The following is a 14,494-nucleotide window of genomic DNA, read 5'->3' as shown; positions in this document are numbered from 1 at the left end:
CTGTACTCACATATTGGCCGCTTCGCTTGACCCTCGCCAAGTCGCGCGCGATTCTGCGTACGGAAAAGAACTTTCCGTACTCAGAACATTGTGGAGTTTGGGAGCACACCCATGCCTGAATCCGGACAGAGCTGGCAGCGCCGCTTCCCCGGGGATGCCGAGCAGGTTCGCGTCGTCCGGGTATGGGTGGGCAGTCACGTGTGCCACGAGGACGCTCCGCTGCTGGCCGACGAACTCTTCGTCGCCGTCCTGGCGACACGACCGGCGAAGATCCAGATGACCCTCTCCACGGCCGGTTACCGAGCCCGCATCTCCGCGTCCGGCAACGTGGCGTTACCTCTGCACAGCGTCAGGGGTGCCGGTCTCTCGATCATCCGCGGCTTCTCATCCTGCCACGGCACCACCCCGGACGATCACGGACTCTGGGCAGAAGTCACCCAGGAGAAGACGCCATGAGCACCGACAACACCCAGCCTCCGGTCATCGACCCGGACCGGCTCACCATCAACCAATTGCGCGGACTGAACTGCGCGCACTGCGCAGCGCGCCTCTACCGCGCCCGGTCGATAGGCACACACCACATCGGGACCGGCGTACACGCCGACGACGTCGAACTGTATGCATGCGAACCGTCCTGCGCCGTCGCGGTTGAACGGCAACCGCACGCATGGTGCCACTTGTGCCACGACCCGATCGACGCCGCAATGGCCGTCCCGATCGGCAACCGGCCCGCGCCGACCGGTCCCGGCAGATTGCTGTACGCGGACGCCAAGTGCCCTGTGGCGTACCGGATCATCCCGCTGGCCGAACACCCGGCGGACACGGACGGCACCATCCGCTTCCGTACCGCCGACCCGTTCGTCCCGAAGTCCCGCTGAGACAGCAACTCCCGGACCGCCTCGCGGTAGCAACCCCAGGTTTTGGGGACAACTCGAAGCCCCCGCCCGGCAGGTCCTCCCAGACCGCAGCTTCGTGCCGCACTCGCGGGATGCCACGGCGGGCAACGCTTAGTAACAGATCCGTCACACCGCCGCCAAGCGCCTTCGGGCACTGTCACGCTGCACCCTCAAGCCGCCTGGGGGCCAACATCACCAACCCGTTCCTCATCCCGACCGTTCAGCGCCGAATGTTCACCGAGCCATGGCAGCGGTACGCGTGGGCTGCCCTACCCCTGGTCAGCATGTCGCTCTTGGCCTTCTTGCCATTCGTCATCGCCTGGCACCGCAAGATCATCGGATGGCGAGCTCCAGCCGCCTACGCAGCTCTTAGCGCGACCGTTCTCGGCTTCGCCATCGTCCAGCCCAAGGTCAACGCATGGTTCGCGGTAGCCGTCTGGACATTCATGATCACGACGGTCGTGCACGTCCTTCTCCTCGACCGCAGCAAGCAGCAGATCAAGTGACGCGGGGCCGTGACGGATCGCCGAGCGGCGATGCCGTCACCGCTTGCCGGAAACCAAGGGGACTCATGCACGCTCATTCAGCCCGCGCCACCGCCATCATCGCCTGTGGCCTTCTCTTCGCTACGGGCTGCTCGATGGGCACTACGCCCTCCCCGAACAAACCCGCAGGCAATTCCGCACCATCAGCGGCCGGCGTCACCGCGACCACAGCGTTCGGAGCGATTGCCAAGGATGTTCCGACCGCGAAGCTCACGGTCACGGTGACCGCTGAGAACGACAGCAATCACCTGATGGGTCGCCCTGGCCGGTACACGTCAGCGATCAAGTTCGCCGACAGTCGGATCAAAGGCGCCGACGCCAGCATGTACAAGACGGGAGACGTCGAACTCGGCGGCTGCATCGAGGTCTTCCCGACCACAGAGGCCGCGAAGACCCGCGCCGAGTACATCCAGAAGGTCACGGCGAGCATTCCCATGCTCGCCGAGTACGACTACCCGCACGGGACGGTCCTCGTCCGCGTCTCCCGATATCTCACGCCCACCCAAGCCGCCGCCTACGACAAGGCCGGCTCCAAGCTCGGGTAGCCGCTGGCCACGAGCTGGTGCCGTGGCATGGATCTTGGTGACGCGATCCGCGCGGCAGTGAGCCGCGTCGGATCGGACAGGCCCTACGAGCGGCGCCTCATTCGTTGGCCCACCTCGCCCGAGTCCGTCTCCCACCACGGGCGGGTCATTTCCGGGACGGCGGCGGCGGGCTCGTGGGCCGACGCCGACGCGCCTGAGGCCGTGGCCGCCGGGAGGAGTTCGTGGTCCAGGCGGGCGTCCAGTTCGGCGGTTTTCGCGCGGTCCGTGCGCCACCACTGGGCGAAGACCGCGATCAGGAAGGGCAGTCCGACCAGTTCGGCGAGGGTGAGCATCAGGCCGCCGCCGATCAGCTGGTCCTGCTTGGGGGTCGGGCCCCAGGTGCGGGGCTGGGCCGCGTACCAGTGGCCGGCGACCAGGGTGCCGCTGGTCATGACGACGATGCCGGGGAGCGAGTCGAAGAGGCCGTCGAGGAAGACCAGGGCGGCCCGTACCGGGTGGGTGCACCAGCGGGGCAGCAGTTCCTGGTGGGTGAGCATCGGCAGGACGAACAGGCAGCCGGTCAGCAGCAGTTGGAGATGCATCAGTTGGAGGACGGCGTCATGGCGCAGCGCCGTCTCGAAGTAGGGCGTGAAGTAGATCGTCAGCTCGGAGCCGAGCACCGCCGCCGAGCTGACCAGCGGGTACGTCAGCAGGCGCACCACGCGGCCGGTCAGTACGCCGTGCAGCGGGCCGTCCGGGGTCGCCAGGGCCAGCGGGTCGCCGAGGGCCAGGCCCAGGGGGGCGATCAGGTCCAGCACGATGTTCTGCACGGCGGCGGGCCAGAACAGCACCCGGCCGTAGGCGGCCAGGCCGGACATCGTGGCGACCACGATCGCGCCCAGGCCGAGCACGAGGAACGCCGTGGTCCGCGCGATCGGCCAGCGGCCGCCGGCGCGACGGTGCCGCCGTACGCCCGCCACGTAGAGCCCGCCCAGCAGGACCACGGCGGCGAGCGCCACACCGTCCAGCTGCCAGGCGCCCAGGAATGTGGGCACCGTCAGTTCCGGCAGAGCCGCCGCCGTGGTGCTGAGCGCAGCAGCCATGTCGTCCTCGTCCTCGCATCCGTCCGGTCCCGGCGGCCAACGCTAGACCTGCCGGGGTGGACGGACGTGGGCAGGGCCCGGCATGTCGCTGCCGGGCCCTGCCCATCACGGCCGATCGCGGACCGTCGCGCGTTACGCGTTACGCGTCGATGCTGTTCTTCTCGGCCGCTTCGGCCGCCTCGGCCGCCGCCTGCTTCTTGGAGGCGAACAGGCTGGTGACGGTGGTGACCGCGAGCACGGCCACGATGACGCCGAGCGAGACGGGGATGGAGATCTCCGGGACGTTCACCCCGGACTCGTGCATCGCGTGCAGGACGAGCTTCACGCCGATGAAGCCGAGGATGACCGACAGGCCGTACGAGAGGTGGACCAGCTTCTTGAGCAGACCGCCGATCAGGAAGTACAGCTGGCGCAGACCCATCAGCGCGAAGGCGTTGGCGGTGAAGACGATGTACGGGTCCTGCGTGAGGCCGAAGATCGCCGGGATGGAGTCGAGCGCGAACAGGACGTCCGTGGTGCCGATCGCCAGCATGACGACGAGCATCGGCGTCATCAGGCGCTTGCCGTTCTCGACGATGAACAGCTTCGTGCCGTGGTACTTGTCGGTCGACGGGACGCGCTTCTCGACGAGCTTGAGGAGCTTGTTCTCCTCGAACTCCTCCTCCTCGGGATCGGCCAGCGCCTCCTTGATGAGCTTCCAGGCGGTCCAGATCAGGAACGCGCCGAAGATGTAGAAGACCCAGGAGAAGTTGGCGATGATCGCGGCGCCGCCGGCGATGAAGACCGCGCGCAGCACCAGCGCTATCAGGACGCCGACGAGTAGCACCCGCTGCTGGTACTTCGTCGGCACCGCGAACTTCGACATGATCAGGACGAAGACGAAGAGGTTGTCGACGCTCAGCGACTTCTCGGTGATGAACCCCGCGAAGAACTCACCCGCGGGCTGACCGCCCGCGAAGAGTGCCAGGCCGAGCCCGAACAGGGCGGCGAGGACGATCCAGACGACCGTCCAGATGCCCGCTTCCTTGATGGTGACGTCGTGCGGCTTGCGTCCGATGAGGAAGTCGACGGCGATCAAGGCACACAGACCCGCGATGGTCAGTGCCCACATGGTCAAGGAAACATCCACTGCGCCTCCGGTAGTTCACTACGAACAGTAAACGGTACCGGAATGCCCAAGAGAAGGCAAAGGTACGGTCAAAATCCCAGGTCAGCGGCCATACGCCTGCCGAGCAGCCGCGACCTGACGGAGGACCTGGGGCACCACATGACTACCCGGAGGTACGAGCAGCGGCTCATAGGTCCAGGCGTGGCCGACCCAGGGGTCCGCGAGGTGGTCCTCGGGGGTCGGGGTGAGCCGCATCAGGGAGCGCCACAGCGGGTCGAGGACCGGGCCGTACGCCCGTGCGTCGTCCCGGTCGGCCACCATCAGCAGGTGCACGCCGACCGAGGGCCCCTCGTCGGCGAGGTAGCGCAGCTGGTTGACGGTGCGGTCGTCGAAGCCGTACGGGAAGTCGTTGACGATCAGCAGCTGCTCGGCGGTGTCCAGGTCCACCGGCAGCGAGTCCGGGGCGCCGGCCCGCATCGCCATCTGCACCAGGTCCACCCGCTCGGTCATCCTGCCGATCAGCGCCGCCACTCCGGCCGCACCGGCGGCGGGCGGCACCCGCAGGGTGCCCGACTCGGTCAGCGGGGTGAGTGCGGCGCTGCCGGTGCCGGCCGGGTCGATGACGTGCACCGAGAAGTCCCCGACCGGGTACGAGGCGAGCAGCCGGGCCGCGATGGTGACCGCGATCTCCATGGCCAGCCGCCGGTCCTGGGAGCTGTCGATCCACAGACCGCGCTCCAGCGGCAGTCTGACCAGCAGCGGGATCCGCAGTTCGGGGGTCTCGGGCAGATGCAGGTTGCCGAGCCTGGCGGCCATCGGCACCTCCATCGGCACCGTGTAGCCGTGCCAGACCGGGCTCTCCCAGCCGGCGTACGGCGGCGGCAGCGCCGGTTCGACGACCTCGGACTCGGCGCGCAGCTGCGCCAGGTCGCGGTCGAGGACGGCACGGGCCTGGTCCATGAGGTCGGCCTGTTTGGCGCGGGCCTGGTCCCGGGCGGCGTCGGCGGCCGGGCCGACGCGGGTGCGCGGGTCGGCCAGCAGCCGGTCCAGTTCCTGGTCCAGCCGGGACTCGGCGAAGTCGACGGCGCTGCGGTAGGCGGCGGCGGTGCGGGCCAGGTCCTCGAACATGCCCCAGACCTGGTTGTAGAGCCGCTCCTCCATCGTCCAGCCGCTGGCGTCACCGGCGACGGGCTGCGGGGCGCCCTGCGGGGGCGCGGCGTCCGCCGGCCGGCCGGGCGGCAGGTCCGGGGCCTGCGGGGCGGTGTGCCGCCGGGGGTGCTGATAGCTGATCGGGCCGCCGGCGGTCGCCGTCGCGGACGACGACGCCGGGGATCCGGACTGCGGCCGGGGCGGCGGGGCGACCGAGCGGGCCAGCCCCTTCGCCACCGCGTCATGGATGCCCGCGGCGAGCCCGGCCGCCTCCGGAACTCCCTGGTCGAGGAGCATGGCCGCCAGGCCGCCCGCGTACCCCTGGCCGACCGCGCGGACCTTCCACGCGCCCTGCCTGCGGTAGAGCTCGACGGCGACGACCGCGGTCTCCGGGCCGAGCCCGGTGATGGTGAATCCCGCGACCTCGGCCCCGTCCAGCGTGGTGACCGCGACATGCGGAGCGGCCACCACGCCGAAGGAGGCCGGAACACCGGCCGCGGTGGGGAGTGCGAGCAGCACATGGACCCGGTGGACGTCCTCGGAGAGGGCGCCCAGGTCCACCGCGAGCCGGTGGGAGGCGGCGGCCTGCTGGGACACTTCGAGGCCGGGGAGGTGCGGCGACCCGGGGTGGGCGATCCACTCCGTGCCGCTCACCCGCCCGTGCTCGTCACCAAGGGTGGCCACGGCCACCACCGGCGTGCCCGCCGTCACCCGGATCTCCAGACGGCCGGCGCCCTCGGGCCCGGCCGGGAGCGGATGATTCTGTCCCCGGACCAGCTCGGCGGCCATGCCGCCACCCCCCATTGGTGTTGTACGCGTCGTGCGTGTGCAGCTTTCGTGCGTGTGGTGCTGGTGTTCTCGTGGTGCTGTTGATCCGTGGTGCTGTTGATCCGTGGTGCTGTGCGCCTGTGGAGTCAGAGCGCCGGCAGGATCGACGGCATCAGGTCCTGGAACGTACGGCCGGCGGCCGGCGTACCGATGGCGGTCATCGACCAGCCGCTGCCCGCGCGCTGCACCTTCGCCATGATCTGCGCGGTGTACTGCCCGCCGCCGGTCAGGGTGTAGCGGGCCAGCTCCTGGCCGTTGGTCTCGTCGACGAGACGGCAGAACGCGTTCTGTACCTCGGCGAAGGTCTGCCCGGTGAACGAGTTCACCGTGAAGACGATCTGGTCGATGTGGACCGGCACCCGCTGCAGGTCCACCAGGATCGACTCGTCGTCGCCACCCTGGCCGGCGCCGCCGACCACGTTGTCGCCGGTGTGCCGGACGGAACCGTCGTCGCTGACCAGGTGCCGGAAGAACACCACGTCCACCGGCTGCTTGTCGGCGAAGAGCACCGCCGAGGCGTCGAGGTCGATCTCCCGGGTGCGGCTGCCGAACAGTCCGCGGCGGGGCGCGGCCTGCCAGCCGAGCCCCATCCGAACGGCCGTCAGCGTCCCCCCGTCGGACTTGGTAAGGCTGATCTGCTGGCCCTTGGTCATGTTGACCGTCACGCGCTGTCCCCTCTCACCCGTCACCGGACTGTGTGCGGTTGCCCCGCACCCTAACAAGACGCCGGGACAGCGCACCTCGGTTCACCCCAGGGCAGGGTCTGTCCGGCGGATCGGGCCTAGGGCGTGTTGCGAAAGTCCCGCCTGGCCCACGACGCCTGGCACGCGCCCTCGCTGCGTTGTCGGGCTCGTCCACGTACGGTCCAGTACGAGGACGACCCTCCGCCTTGCGAGCGCACGCACCAGACGCCGTGGGCCACGCCCTCCGGGCGAACGGCGCTACTTTCGCAACACGCCCTAGGCGATACCGGCCTCGCGCATCTGCCGCAGCTCCTTCTTCAAGTCGCCCAGCTCGTCGCGGAGTCGGCCCGCGATCTCGAACTTCAGCTCGGCCGCCGCGGCGTGCATCTGCGCGGTGAGCTCGGCGATCAGGTCCGCCAACTCCTCGGCGGGCAGGCTCTGGGCCACCCGCTTGCCGCCCGCCTTGGACGACAGTCCCGGCACCGGGGCCTTGCCGCGCGAGCGCTGCCTGCCGGAGCCCAGCAGCTCCTCGGTGTCCGCGTCCTCGCGGGCGAACGAGTCGAGAATGCCCGCGATCTTCTTGCGGAGCGGCTGCGGGTCGATGCCGTGTTCGGTGTTGTAGGTGACCTGCTTCTCACGGCGCCGGTTGGTCTCGTCGATGGCCTGCGCCATCGCGGGGGTGATCGTGTCGGCGTACATGTGGACCTCGCCGGACACGTTACGGGCCGCACGGCCGATGGTCTGGATCAGGGAGGTGCCCGAGCGCAGGAAGCCCTGCTTGTCCGCGTCCAGGATCGCCACCAGCGACACCTCGGGGAGGTCCAGGCCCTCACGGAGCAGGTTGATGCCGATCAGTACGTCGTACTCGCCGGCCCGCAGCTCGCTCAGCAGCTCCATCCGGCGCAGCGTGTCGATGTCGCTGTGCAAGTACCGCACCTGGATGCCGAGTTCCAGCATGTAGTCGGTGAGGTCCTCGGACATCTTCTTGGTGAGGGTGGTGACCAGCACCCGCTCGTTCCGCTCGGTGCGCAGCCGGATCTCGTGCACCAGGTCGTCGATCTGCCCCTCGGTGGGCTTGACGATGACCTGCGGGTCGACCAGCCCGGTCGGGCGGATGATCTGCTCGACCGCGCCGTCGCCGCGCGACAGCTCGTACTTGCCGGGCGTCGCCGACAGGTAGACGGTCTGGCCGATGCGCTCCAGGAACTCCTCCCACTTCAGCGGGCGGTTGTCCATCGCGGACGGCAGCCGGAAGCCGTGGTCGACCAGGGTGCGCTTACGGGAGGCGTCACCCTCGTACATGGCGCCGATCTGCGGCACGGTGACATGTGACTCGTCGATGACCAGGAGGAAGTCCTCCGGGAAGTAGTCGATGAGCGTGTTCGGGGCGGTGCCCGCCTCACGGCCGTCCATGTGCCGTGAATAGTTCTCGATGCCGGAGCAGCTGCCGATCTGCCGCATCATCTCGATGTCGTACGTGGTCCGCATGCGCAGCCGCTGGGCCTCCAGCAGCTTGCCCTGCTTCTCCATCGTCGCGAGGGTCGTCTCCAGCTCCTTCTCGATCCCCGCGACGGCGCGCTCCATACGTTCCGGTCCCGCGACGTAGTGGGTCGCCGGGAACACGTACATCTCCCGGTCGTCGCTGATCACCTCGCCGGTGAGCGGGTGGAGGGTGGACATCGCCTCGATCTCGTCACCGAACATCTCGATGCGGACGGCGAGCTCCTCGTAGACCGGGAAGATCTCGATGGTGTCGCCCCGGACCCGGAAGGTGCCCCGCTGGAACGCCAGGTCGTTGCGGGTGTACTGGATGTCCACGAACTTGCGCAGCAGCTTGTCGCGGTCAATCGTGTCACCGACCCGGAGCCGCACCATGCGGTCGACGTACTCCTGCGGGGTGCCCAGGCCGTAGATGCAGGAGACCGACGCGACGACAACGACGTCGCGGCGGGTCAGCAGGGAATTGGTGGTGGAGTGGCGGAGCCGCTCGACCTCCTCGTTGATCGAGGAGTCCTTCTCGATGTAGGTGTCCGTCTGGGGGACGTACGCCTCGGGCTGGTAGTAGTCGTAGTACGACACGAAGTACTCGACGGCGTTGTTCGGCAGCAGCTCGCGGAACTCGTTCGCGAGCTGCGCCGCGAGGGTCTTGTTGGGCGCCATGACGAGCGTCGGGCGCTGGAGCCGTTCGATCATCCACGCCGTGGTCGCCGACTTTCCGGTGCCGGTCGCGCCGAGGAGGACGACATCCTTCTCACCTGCGCGGATACGCCGCTCCAGCTCCTCGATGGCGGCCGGCTGGTCACCACTGGGCTGGAAGGGGCTGACGACCTCGAAGGGCGCCACAGTACGTTCGATGTCTGATACGGGCCGCATGGAACCACCGTACGGCCCAGCACTGACAAACCGCGGGGATCACCGTGGGCGACGGCCGTGAGCGGGCTCACGGACCGGCTCGTAGCGGGGCTGCTGGACACCGGGCGGGTCCAGCGCCACCACCACCCCGGCCAGGAACAGGAACACCACCGGGCCGATCAGGACGGGCGCCAGGATCGCGGCGGGCGAGGCACCGCCCAGGCCGCCGGCGATCCCCGAGTCGTGCAGATGCACCCGGAGCGCGGCCATGCCCGTGTAATGCATGCCGGTGACCGCGACGCCCATGATGAGGCTGGCCCCGATGCTCGCGGCGAAGCCCTTGACCGACACCGCGGCCCACAGTGCCGCGGTGGCCGCCGCCACCGCGATGCCGATCGACAGGTACACCGTTCCGGTGTTGTAGGCGAGGTCCGCGTCCAGCTTCATCCCGGCCATGCCGAGGTAGTGCATGGCGGCCACCCCGACGCCGGTGACCGCGCCGGCGGCGAGCAGGACCGGTGCGCCGCGGCCGAAGAACCCGACCAGGAAGACACCGGCGCCGACCACCGCGATGGCCACTCCGAGGCTCAGGAAGGTGATCGACTTGTTGTAGTTGATCTCCACCTGGTCGACGGTGAACCCCATCATGGCGATGAAGTGCATCGTCCAGATGCCCGAGCCGATGGAGACCGCGCCCAGGGCGAGCCAGCCGGCCCGCCGGGACCGCTCCATCACGAGCGCCCGGACCGTGCAGCGCAGTCCGAGAGCGGCTCCCAGGCAAGCCATGACGTAGGCCACCACGGGGGTGATCCAGCCGTACGTGAATCCGTTGACCGTTCCGTACATGCCGTCCACGGCGGGCCCTTCCGGCGCATCGAGTTGGCACACGATAGGACGGCCAGGGGAACATCTGACCGAGTTTCAGATTCCCTTTACCGACCCGTGATCCGGGTGCACGGTGACGCGGTCCAGCGGTCCGTGCGGCCCGGAGCCGAGCGCCGCCCGCAGTGCCGCCACGACCTGCGCCGGACTCGCCGTCAGGGCCTCCGGAGGCACCCGGACGATCCGCAGGCCGCAGGTGTCCAACGGGTTGGGGCCGGCCGCCGGTCCGATCACCAGAGCCACCCCCTCGCGCGCCCAGTAGGCGTCCGGAGACGCCAAGAACACACCGTCCAGGCGGAGTTCGGGCCGCCACAGCGGTGGCCGCGACCCCGAGAGCGCGACGAGCGAACGCAGCTGGCCGCCCAGCGGGCGGCGGACCCGTCCCGGAAGCGCCAGCTCCCGCAGCGTCTCGTCGATCCCGGGCTTGCGGGACAGCGACGCGGTACGCAGCTCGCCCGCCAGCTCCGCCGGATCGACCCCGCGGTCCCACACCAGCTCGCGGAGCACGGCCCGCACCCAGTCCGGGTCGCACGACGCCCGGACGCCGTCCCCCGCGGCGCGCACCAGGGGCGCGACGGGCAGCTCGTCCACCAGCTCGGGGCCGGGGAGGGTGCGCGCGTGGTGGACCCGCACCCAGGTGTGCGTCCTGAGCGCGCGCCCGGCCGGCACCAGGACGTCGACCACCCGCACCTCGGCGGGCACCAGGACCTCGCGCATCCCGTGCAGGGCCAGCGCCGCGATCCCCGTCAGCTGCGCCTGCGCCGCCGGGTACCCGGCGTAGGCCAGGGCCGCCCGGCAGCGCTGCCAGGCGGACAGCGCACCCCGCCGCAGCACCACCACCCTCGGCAGCACCCGCTGCCAGGGGCCGCCCGGCCCGCAGCGCTTGCGCAGCGCCACCTCCGACACCCCGATGCCGGACAGCTGGCCGACCGTCACCACCTGCCGCTGGTCACGGGCGAGAATGCGCAGGGCCTGGGCGAAGTCGTTTCGTGTCATGACGGCCCCCTCCCCCACCGGAACCGCTCAACTACCCGCTGTGACAAGGCTGTCGAAGAGCGGCACCCGGGCGAGTGATCGCTGCGGCCCCGGCTGACGGGCCCGGCCGGCCGGTCCGGCCGAAGGACCGGCCCGGCGGATCCGGCTCGAGGAATCTGCTCCCGGGCCCGTTGTCAGTGGCCCGGCATACGCTGGCGGTATGACGAACACCGAGCGGCACGAGGTGGCGGACCGGACCGCCACGGTGGCCTGGACGCGGCTGGACACCCCGATCGGCCCGCTGCTGCTCGCCGCGACCGACCAGGGGCTGGTCAGCGTCGTCTTCCGGGCCGACGACGAGGTGACGGAGACCTTCCTGGAGCGGCTGGGGCGCCGGCTGGGCGCGGATCCGGTCGAGGAGTCCGGGGAGTCGGGGCGGCTCGCCCCCGCCGTCCGCCAGCTGCGGGCGTACTTCGACGGGGAGCTGCGCGACTTCACCCTCGATCTGGACTGGTCGCTGACCGCCGGCTTCAACCGCCGCGTCCAGCGGGAGCTCGCCACCGGCGTGCCGTACGGCTCGGTCGTCGGCTACCAGGACCTCGCCGACCGCGTCGGCGAGCCGGGCGCCGCCCGCGCCGTCGGCACCGCCATGGGAGCCAATCCGCTGCCGCTCGTCGTCCCGTGCCACCGCGTCGTGGAGAGCAACGGGGGCATAGGCGGCTTCGGCGGCGGCCTGGAGATCAAGCGGACGCTGCTGGCCCTGGAGGGCGTGCTCCCGCCGCCCCTGTTCTGACGGGGCGGCCGGGGCCACCGGGCGACGGCGGCGCCGTCACCCGGTCAGTAGTGGTGGCAGCCCGGGTCGGGGGCGTCGACCGACAGCGCGTCGCCCTCGGGCAGGAGGTACGTGACGTACAGGACGACCGGCACCGTGCCGAGGTTCTGCCCGTTGTGCACCTTGCGGGCGCCGTCCGGCTCGATGAACGACTGGCCTGCGCTGCTGCGCACCACCGAGCAGTCGGCCAGCGTCCTGGTCAGCGTGCCCGACTGGACGACGGCGATCAGCGGCCCCTGGTGGTAGTGCCAGCCGGTCTCACCGCCCGGCGCGATGGTGACCGTGCGCACCACGACGTCCGTACGCCCCTGGGTCCTGACCTTCAGCCCCTCGGCGGAGGTGCCCTTGGCCAGGACCGTCGCCGTCACCCCGCTGCCCGGTGTCGCCAGGGCGCCCGACGGCACCAGTCCCAGCGCCACCACACATCCGGCCACCGCCGCCGCTCTGCGGATCCGGCTCCAGCGCCTGCTGCTGTCCATGTGCGGGGTCCCTCCGGAACGGTTCAGGGAGCGTCGAAACGAGCCGCCTCAACATAGTCCGGCCGCGGGTCCAGAGCGGCGGCCAGCCGGAAGTGTCGCAGCGCTTCATCCGGACGGTTGGCACGCTGCAGCGTCCGGGCGAGCGCGAAGTGCGCGAACGCGTTGTCGGGTTCCCGTTCCAGCACTATCTGGAACTCGAGCTCGGCCGGGCGCAGTTGGGCGGCGGCGAAGAAGGACCGGGCCCGCAGCAGGCGCGCGGCGGTGTTCTCCGGGTGGGCGGCGATGACCGAGTCCAGCAGCTTCACCGCTCCGCGCGGGTCGCGGGCTTCCAGCAACTGCTCCGCGGCACGGAAATCGATGACGTGGGTCTCGGGGGTCTGCTCGGGCACGGCCGCCTCCCTTCCATGGCTCGGGTGACGACTGATCGTCGGCACAGACATACCCAACGCGGCCCCCGGCAATCACATTCCGGGCGGTCCCGCCCGGGGCCGCACTAGGGCGCGAGGCGGTCGCGCAGCTGCTGCCAGACCCGTTTGACCTGGGGTTCGAGCGCCTCCAGGGGGCCGTCGTTGTCCAGCACGACATCGGCGACGGCGAGCCGCTGCTCGCGGGTGGCCTGGGCCGCCATCCGCGACCGGGCCTCGCCCTCGTCCATGCCGCGCAGCCGCACCAGGCGGTCGAGTTGGGTGGCGGGGGACGCGTCCACCACCACGACGAGGTCGTAGAGCTCGGCGAGGGCGTTCTCGGTGAGCAGCGGGACGTCATGGATCACGATGTCGTCCGGGCCGACGGCGCCCTCCAGCTCGGCCGACCGGCGTCCGACGAGCGGATGCACGATCGCGTTCAACGCCTGCAGCCTGGCGGGGTCGGCGAAGACGATCGAGCCCAGCCTGGGGCGGTCGAGCGCACCGTCAGGAGTGAGGACCTCCGTGCCGAACTCGGCGACCACGGCGGCCAGCCCCGGCGATCCGGGCTCCACGACCTCCCGGGCGATCTTGTCCGCGTCCACCACGACCGCCCCGTACGACGCGAGCAGCCGTGACACTTCGCTCTTGCCGGCGCCGATTCCGCCGGTCAGGCCCACCTTCAGCATGGCGACAGCCTAGGGCCTGCCCGGACGGACAGGCCCTGGGTCGTGTCGTCAGTTTCCGTCGTCCTCCCGGTCCGCGAGGAACCGTTCGAACTCGGCCCCGAGGTCGTCGGCCGACGGCAGGTCGACCGGCTCGGCGATGAGGTTCTCCCGGGTCATCGAACCGGCGACCGCGTCGTACTGGCTCTCCAGCCCGCGGACGACCGAGACCAGCTCGCCGTCGCCCTCGGCGACCTGGCGGTCGATCTCGCCGCGGACCGTGTGCGCCTCGGCACGCAGTGCGTGCGCCACCTCGGGCAGCACCAGGCCGGTGGCGGCGGTGATCGCCTCGAGTACGGCGAGCGCCGCGTCCGGGTACGGGGAACGCGACAGATAGTGCGGCACGTGGGCGGCGACGCCCAGGACGTCACGGCCGGCCTCCGCGAGCCGCAGCTCGATGAGGGACTCGGCGCTGCCGGGCACCGTCGCCTCGTCGAACCAGCTGCGGTGGCCTGGCATCAGGTCCACCCGGTTGCCGTGCGGGGTCAGCCCGACCGGGCGGGTGTGCGGAACGCCCATCGGAATGCCGTGGAAGTTGATGGCCAGCCGCACCCCGAGCCGTTCGACGACCTGCAGCACGGCCGCGGCGAAGCGCTCCCACTCCACGTCCGGCTCGGAGCCGGTCAGCAGCAGGAAGGGCGTCTCCGTGGTGTCACGGACCAGATAGAGGGCGATCTCCGGTGCCTCGTACCCCGACCAGTGGTCGCGTTCGAAGAGCATCAGGGGCCGGCGCGCGCGGTAGTCGACCAGCCGGTCGGCGTCGAACCTGGCCACCAACTGGTTGTCGAGGCGGTCCAGCAGCTGCTCCGAGATCTGCTCGCCGGTGTCACCCGCGTCGATGTACCCCTCCAGGTGGTACAGCAGAACGGGGCCGGTCTCCCCGACCGCCTCGTCCACGGCCTCGGCACCGCCCGGCACGAATTCGTACAGCCCCTGCGGATCCAGCACTGTGATCGTTCCTCCTCGTTCTTCCTCCTCGGAAACGTGCGAGGAGCTGGGAGCATTCCCG

The 14,494-nt window shown here is 70.2% G+C and carries 16 protein-coding genes; 5 read left to right on the top strand and 11 right to left on the bottom strand.

Translation table 11 applies throughout. The features are described 5' to 3' along the window. Window positions 1-111 precede the first annotated feature (111 nt). The 4 genes from C6N31_RS05090 to C6N31_RS05075 all read left to right on the top strand — a co-directional run bounded on the left by C6N31_RS05090 (window position 112) and on the right by C6N31_RS05075 (window position 1,986). Window positions 112-456 carry a nuclear hormone receptor family protein gene (locus tag C6N31_RS05090; RefSeq protein ID WP_198357173.1) on the top strand — a complete coding sequence of 115 codons (345 nt, stop codon included), beginning with the start codon at window positions 112-114 and terminating at the stop codon, window positions 454-456. Then, window positions 453-878 (top strand): hypothetical protein, encoded by a 426-nt coding sequence (locus C6N31_RS05085; protein ID WP_138356315.1) that lies wholly within the window; start codon window positions 453-455, stop codon window positions 876-878. The genes C6N31_RS05090 and C6N31_RS05085 overlap by 4 nt, the downstream gene beginning before the upstream one ends. Window positions 879-1,189: 311 nt before the next feature. Further along, complete coding sequence (locus C6N31_RS05080) at window positions 1,190-1,402, top strand: hypothetical protein (RefSeq protein WP_138356314.1); 213 nt, start codon at window positions 1,190-1,192, stop codon at window positions 1,400-1,402. A 260-nt stretch (window positions 1,403-1,662) separates the two neighbouring features. Continuing rightward, window positions 1,663-1,986, top strand: a complete 324-nt coding sequence (locus tag C6N31_RS05075; protein ID WP_138356313.1) for a hypothetical protein — start codon at window positions 1,663-1,665, stop codon at window positions 1,984-1,986. An 83-nt stretch (window positions 1,987-2,069) separates the two neighbouring features. Here C6N31_RS05075 and C6N31_RS05070 read toward each other — a convergent pair whose 3' ends face one another. From C6N31_RS05070 to C6N31_RS05040, 7 genes are all read right to left on the bottom strand, one after another. After that, window positions 2,070-3,068: a cytochrome c oxidase assembly protein gene (locus C6N31_RS05070; RefSeq protein ID WP_198357172.1), complete on the bottom strand. Its 999-nt coding sequence runs from the start codon at window positions 3,066-3,068 to the stop codon at window positions 2,070-2,072. Between the two features lie 139 nt (window positions 3,069-3,207). Further along, entirely contained in the window at window positions 3,208-4,197 is a 990-nt protein-coding gene (locus C6N31_RS05065; RefSeq protein WP_198357171.1) for a TerC family protein, read from the bottom strand. A gap of 81 nt (window positions 4,198-4,278) precedes the next feature. Next, a complete protein-coding gene (locus C6N31_RS05060) occupies window positions 4,279-6,114 on the bottom strand; it encodes a TerD family protein (RefSeq protein ID WP_198357170.1) in 1,836 nt (611 codons plus the stop codon). Window positions 6,115-6,239: 125 nt separating this feature from the next. Next, the gene (locus C6N31_RS05055) at window positions 6,240-6,818 is read right to left on the bottom strand and encodes a TerD family protein (RefSeq protein ID WP_138356309.1); all 579 of its coding nucleotides are present in this window, start codon (window positions 6,816-6,818) and stop codon (window positions 6,240-6,242) included. A gap of 294 nt (window positions 6,819-7,112) precedes the next feature. Beyond that, complete coding sequence (uvrB, locus tag C6N31_RS05050) at window positions 7,113-9,209, bottom strand: excinuclease ABC subunit UvrB (RefSeq protein ID WP_198357169.1); 2,097 nt, start codon at window positions 9,207-9,209, stop codon at window positions 7,113-7,115. 39 nt (window positions 9,210-9,248) lie between these two features. Further along, a complete protein-coding gene (locus tag C6N31_RS05045) occupies window positions 9,249-10,034 on the bottom strand; it encodes an MHYT domain-containing protein (protein ID WP_198357198.1) in 786 nt (261 codons plus the stop codon). A 75-nt stretch (window positions 10,035-10,109) separates the two neighbouring features. Further along, the gene (locus tag C6N31_RS05040; RefSeq protein WP_138356307.1) at window positions 10,110-11,066 is read right to left on the bottom strand and encodes a hypothetical protein; all 957 of its coding nucleotides are present in this window, start codon (window positions 11,064-11,066) and stop codon (window positions 10,110-10,112) included. Window positions 11,067-11,265: 199 nt separating this feature from the next. On the opposite strand from C6N31_RS05040, the gene C6N31_RS05035 reads away from it, so the two are divergent. Beyond that, the gene (locus tag C6N31_RS05035; RefSeq protein WP_138356306.1) at window positions 11,266-11,838 is read left to right on the top strand and encodes a methylated-DNA--[protein]-cysteine S-methyltransferase; all 573 of its coding nucleotides are present in this window, start codon (window positions 11,266-11,268) and stop codon (window positions 11,836-11,838) included. A gap of 44 nt (window positions 11,839-11,882) precedes the next feature. Here the strand turns inward: C6N31_RS05035 and C6N31_RS05030 are convergent, their stop codons facing one another. The 4 genes from C6N31_RS05030 to C6N31_RS05015 all read right to left on the bottom strand — a co-directional run bounded on the left by C6N31_RS05030 (window position 11,883) and on the right by C6N31_RS05015 (window position 14,433). Continuing rightward, a complete protein-coding gene (locus tag C6N31_RS05030) occupies window positions 11,883-12,356 on the bottom strand; it encodes a cupin domain-containing protein (protein WP_138356305.1) in 474 nt (157 codons plus the stop codon). A gap of 23 nt (window positions 12,357-12,379) precedes the next feature. Next, complete coding sequence (locus tag C6N31_RS05025; RefSeq protein ID WP_138356304.1) at window positions 12,380-12,745, bottom strand: tetratricopeptide repeat protein; 366 nt, start codon at window positions 12,743-12,745, stop codon at window positions 12,380-12,382. Between the two features lie 104 nt (window positions 12,746-12,849). Next, window positions 12,850-13,449: a dephospho-CoA kinase gene (gene coaE / locus C6N31_RS05020; protein WP_138356303.1), complete on the bottom strand. Its 600-nt coding sequence runs from the start codon at window positions 13,447-13,449 to the stop codon at window positions 12,850-12,852. Window positions 13,450-13,497: 48 nt separating this feature from the next. Next, a complete protein-coding gene (locus C6N31_RS05015) occupies window positions 13,498-14,433 on the bottom strand; it encodes a PAC2 family protein (protein ID WP_138356302.1) in 936 nt (311 codons plus the stop codon). Between the last annotated feature and the right edge of the window lie 61 nt (window positions 14,434-14,494).

The organism is Streptomyces fildesensis (assembly GCF_016107395.1).
Classification (GTDB): Bacteria; Actinomycetota; Actinomycetes; order Streptomycetales; family Streptomycetaceae; genus Actinacidiphila; species Actinacidiphila fildesensis.
The sequence above is the reverse complement of the archived record's forward strand: the minus strand, read 5'-3'. Positions and strand labels throughout refer to the sequence as shown.

Coding starts and splice junctions, on each gene's coding strand:
- C6N31_RS05090 (WP_198357173.1), top strand. CDS start 112: ATGCCTGAATCCGGACAGAGCTGGCAGCGCCGCTTCCCCGGGGATGCC.
- C6N31_RS05085 (WP_138356315.1), top strand. CDS start 453: ATGAGCACCGACAACACCCAGCCTCCGGTCATCGACCCGGACCGGCTC.
- C6N31_RS05070 (WP_198357172.1), bottom strand. CDS start 3,068: ATGGCTGCTGCGCTCAGCACCACGGCGGCGGCTCTGCCGGAACTGACG.
- C6N31_RS05060 (WP_198357170.1), bottom strand. CDS start 6,114: ATGGCCGCCGAGCTGGTCCGGGGACAGAATCATCCGCTCCCGGCCGGG.
- uvrB (WP_198357169.1), bottom strand. CDS start 9,209: ATGCGGCCCGTATCAGACATCGAACGTACTGTGGCGCCCTTCGAGGTC.
- C6N31_RS05045 (WP_198357198.1), bottom strand. CDS start 10,034: ATGTACGGAACGGTCAACGGATTCACGTACGGCTGGATCACCCCCGTG.
- C6N31_RS05040 (WP_138356307.1), bottom strand. CDS start 11,066: ATGACACGAAACGACTTCGCCCAGGCCCTGCGCATTCTCGCCCGTGAC.
- C6N31_RS05035 (WP_138356306.1), top strand. CDS start 11,266: ATGACGAACACCGAGCGGCACGAGGTGGCGGACCGGACCGCCACGGTG.
- C6N31_RS05030 (WP_138356305.1), bottom strand. CDS start 12,356: ATGGACAGCAGCAGGCGCTGGAGCCGGATCCGCAGAGCGGCGGCGGTG.
- coaE (WP_138356303.1), bottom strand. CDS start 13,449: ATGCTGAAGGTGGGCCTGACCGGCGGAATCGGCGCCGGCAAGAGCGAA.